The sequence below is a fragment of the Mesorhizobium sp. M2C.T.Ca.TU.002.02.1.1 genome (assembly GCF_003997225.1).
Genome location: NZ_RZTO01000702.1, coordinates 1 through 3,319, shown reverse-complemented (window position 1 = coordinate 3,319; position 3,319 = coordinate 1). Strand labels below are relative to the sequence as shown.

The 3,319-nt window shown below is 65.6% G+C and carries 4 protein-coding genes; 2 read left to right on the top strand and 2 right to left on the bottom strand.

From position 1 onward, the window contains the following. Positions 1–152: 152 nt before the first annotated feature. Positions 153–785 carry an HAD family phosphatase gene (locus EOD07_RS27870; RefSeq protein WP_127237678.1) on the bottom strand — a complete coding sequence of 211 codons (633 nt, stop codon included), beginning with the start codon at positions 783–785 and terminating at the stop codon, positions 153–155. Positions 786–994: 209 nt separating this feature from the next. Between EOD07_RS27870 and EOD07_RS27865 the strand changes: the two genes are divergently transcribed. Then, on the top strand, positions 995–1,951 hold the full coding sequence (locus EOD07_RS27865; RefSeq protein WP_073984820.1) for a sugar-binding transcriptional regulator: 957 nt from the start codon (positions 995–997) through the stop codon (positions 1,949–1,951). Positions 1,952–1,972: 21 nt separating this feature from the next. On the opposite strand, the gene EOD07_RS27860 is transcribed toward EOD07_RS27865, so the two are convergent. Further along, the gene (locus EOD07_RS27860) at positions 1,973–2,158 is read right to left on the bottom strand and encodes a hypothetical protein (RefSeq protein WP_127237677.1); all 186 of its coding nucleotides are present in this window, start codon (positions 2,156–2,158) and stop codon (positions 1,973–1,975) included. Between the two features lie 100 nt (positions 2,159–2,258). Between EOD07_RS27860 and gcvA the strand changes: the two genes are divergently transcribed. Next, positions 2,259–3,167, top strand: a complete 909-nt coding sequence (gcvA, locus tag EOD07_RS27855; protein WP_127237676.1) for a transcriptional regulator GcvA — start codon at positions 2,259–2,261, stop codon at positions 3,165–3,167. Positions 3,168–3,319 lie beyond the last annotated feature (152 nt).

Here is a 3,319-nt window from a genome sequence, read left to right as displayed (position 1 = left end):
GGGAAAGGAAGGGCGCCTTTCCTCTCCCCCGTCGATCGGGGGAGAGGTGGCTCGGCGAAGCCGAGACGGAGTGGGGGTCGACCAGCGCTACATTGGATAGTGCCTGCGCCAAGCTACCCGAAGGTCCAATGAGGGGCGGCGCCGACCTTGGCTTAGAGTCCGAGTTCTTTCCTCAGCTCTGCGGCGCTGCTGATCACGATCGCCCCGGCCGGACCTTCCATCGGCGCTTCCGGCCAGAAGATCGTCTTCATGCCGGCCGCCAGTCCGGCCATGGCGCCGGTCAGGCTGTCGTCGATGGCGAATGCGTCGGCCGGCTCGACCCCGGCGAGATAGGCGGCGCGCAGGAAGGGTTCGGGAAGCGGCTTGCCGTCGATCACGTCGTTGCGGCTGACCGTCATCATGCCCGGATAGGTGAGGCCGACGGCGCGCAGATTGGCGTCGACAATCAGCCGGTCGGAGTTGGACACCACCGCCTGCTCGACGCCGAGCGCGCGCAATTCGTTGAACGCCTCGATCGCGCCGGGGCGAGGCTTCAGCGTTTCGGCCAGCGGCAGATAGTGATCGTATTTGCGCACGATCCAGTCGTCGAAGGGCAGGTCGAGGCCGAACTCGTCGCGCAGCATCTCGTAGACCGGCCATGCGGCGATGCCCAGCACGCGCTCATGCAGGTCGTGCGGCGGAGCGATGCCGACGCTGCGCAGGGCCGCCGCGAGCGCCGCCTCATGCAACGGCTCGCTGTCGACCAGCGTTCCGTCCATATCCCAGAAAACGGCTTTTGGCGTCATGCGTGGCTCCTTTCGCCGATCCCTTAATCGGTTTCCCGGTGGAGATAAACCGTCCCGCCCGGCAAATGGTCGCAAGCGCGACGAATTGGTCCTTCGCCAGCTTGTAAGACGCTCAAGCAATTGCTCTTCCGATAAGCAATTGCGCGCCGCGATATTCGCTGTAAGCTATGGTGCCCGCTTCAGCATTCTTGCGGGCGGGGAGGCAGGACGTGAATTCGCGACAGGAAACCGGCAGCACCAGGTTGGACGACGCCGCGCGCGCCGGCTGGCTCTATTATGTTGCCGGCAACACGCAGGACCAGATCGCCGCGAAGCTCGGCATCTCGAGGCAGACGGCGCAGCGGCTGGTGTCGCTCGCCATGTCGGAAGGGCTGATCAAGGTGCGGGTCGATCATCCGATCGCCAACTGCCTCGACCTCGCCGCCCGCCTGAAGTCGCGGTTCGCGCTCGACCTCGTGGAGGTGGTGCCAAGCGATCCGACGTCGAATTCGACGACGATCGGCATCGCCGAGGCGGCCGCGGCCGAGATCGAACGCCGGCTGCGCTCCGAAGCGCCCATCGTGATGGCGATCGGCACCGGGCGCACGCTGAAGGCGGCGATCGAGCAGCTGCCGCCGATGGACTGCCCGCAGCATAAGGTCGTGTCCTTGACCGGCAACATCTCGCCCGACGGCTCGGCCGCCTTCTACAACGTCATCTTCACCATGGCCGACCGCGTCAAGGCGCGATCCTTTCCGATGCCGCTGCCGGTCATCGCCTCCTCGCCGGAAGAGCGCGAGATGCTGCTCAACCAACCGATGATCCAGCCGACCCTGGCGCTGGCCGCGGAAGCCGACGTCACCTTCGTCGGCATCGGCGATCTCGGGCCCAAGGCGCCGCTTTACGAGGACGGCTTCATTTCCGAAAGCGAGTTGAAGGCGCTGCAGAAGGCCGGCGGCATCGCCGAGATCGTCGGCTGGGTCTTCGACCGCGAAGGCCGTATGATCGAGGGCATCACCAACGACCGCGTGTCTTCCGCCGCGCTGCCGTCGCGGGAACGGTCGCTGGTCATTGCCTTGGCCATGGGCGAGCGCAAGCTGCCGGGCATCCTGGCGGCCGTCAATCGCCGGCTCGTCAATGGCCTCATCACCGACGAGCGGACGGCCGAAGCCCTGCTTGCCGGCTGATTGCCCATAAAAAAGAGCCGGCTATTGCGAGGGGCCGCGCGGGTCGTTGCCGTCGAGAAAACCCATGTCGCGCTGCAGATGCTCGGATAGCTCCCGGACATCGATATAGCTGCGCCTGCGGCCCGAAAACCTTGCAAATTCGCGCACCAGTGTGAAAAACCAGCCGCGTGCCGGGGTGGAAACGAGTTTTTCCTGAACCGTGACCATGATCGTCAGCCTTGAACTGGATTGATCGTCGACCCCAAATATCGGTCTGGCCGGTTCGTGCTTCCAATTAAACCTCGATCATGACCCATAAGGAGGCCTTATGCCCGATCTGAGTTCTCCGCAGCTCGCGCCGCTGCCGCCGCTGCAGGCGATCCGGGTATTCGAAGCGGTGGCGAGGCACCTGTCCTTTACGAAGGCAGCGCAGGAACTGGGCATGACACAGGCGGCCGCGAGCTACCAGATCAAGCTGCTCGAGGAGCGCATCGGCGCGCCGCTGTTCCTGCGCCGTCCGAAGCAGATCGAGCTGACCGAGCCCGGCCAGCGCCTGGCGCCCGCCGTCAGCGAGGCTTTTTCCATCCTGGGCCAGGCCTATGCCGCGGCGCGCGGCGGCGCCGACGGCCTGCTTTGCGTCACCACCGTGCTGACCTTCGCCTCGAACTGGCTGGCGCAGCATCTGGGTTCGTTCCAGCTTGCGCATCCGGCGCTTGCCGTACGGCTCGACACGTCGAGCCGCCTGACCGATTTCGCGCGCGAGGATGTCGATCTCGCCATCCGCTCCGGCGGCGGCAAATGGCCGGGCCTGGAGGCGCACAAGCTGCTCGATGCCGATTTCACGCCGATGCTGAGCCCCAAGCTCGCCGCGAGCATCGGCGGCGTCAACGAGCCTGCCGACCTCCTGCGCCTGCCGATCCTCGATCCCGGCGACATCTGGTGGTCGCAATGGTTCGAGGCCGCCGGCGTGACCGGGCACGACCTCGCCAAGCGGCCGGGCTCCAGCATGGGCGCGCAGGCCTATGAGGCGAACGCGGCGATGGCCGGCCACGGCGTGGCGATCCTGACCAGGGCCCTGTTCAAAAACGAGCTCGCCGATGGCCGCCTGGTCCAGCCCTTCGATCTCGTGGGCGATGACGGCCATGCCTATTGGCTGGTCTATCCGACGGCGCGCCGCAACGTGCCGAAGATCCGCGCCTTCCGCGACTGGATCCTGGCCGAGATCGCCTGCCCGTAAGCAGGCCGCCGCCAGCTCCCCTTCCCGAAAGCCGGCCGCATCGTCGGGCCGGCTCACCTTGCGTCATTTCTGCTGCGCCGCAGCATAGATTCCGGCTTGACATAAATCACGGTAAGTGAGTAATTGCTCAGAACCAAGGCAAATGCTCATCT

What these genes read in the sequence shown, in the direction of transcription:
- EOD07_RS27870 (WP_127237678.1), bottom strand. Translation starts at nt 785, where the DNA reads ATGACGCCAAAAGCCGTTTTCTGGGATATGGACGGAACGCTGGTCGAC.
- EOD07_RS27860 (WP_127237677.1), bottom strand. Translation starts at nt 2,158, where the DNA reads ATGGTCACGGTTCAGGAAAAACTCGTTTCCACCCCGGCACGCGGCTGG.
- gcvA (WP_127237676.1), top strand. Translation starts at nt 2,259, where the DNA reads ATGCCCGATCTGAGTTCTCCGCAGCTCGCGCCGCTGCCGCCGCTGCAG.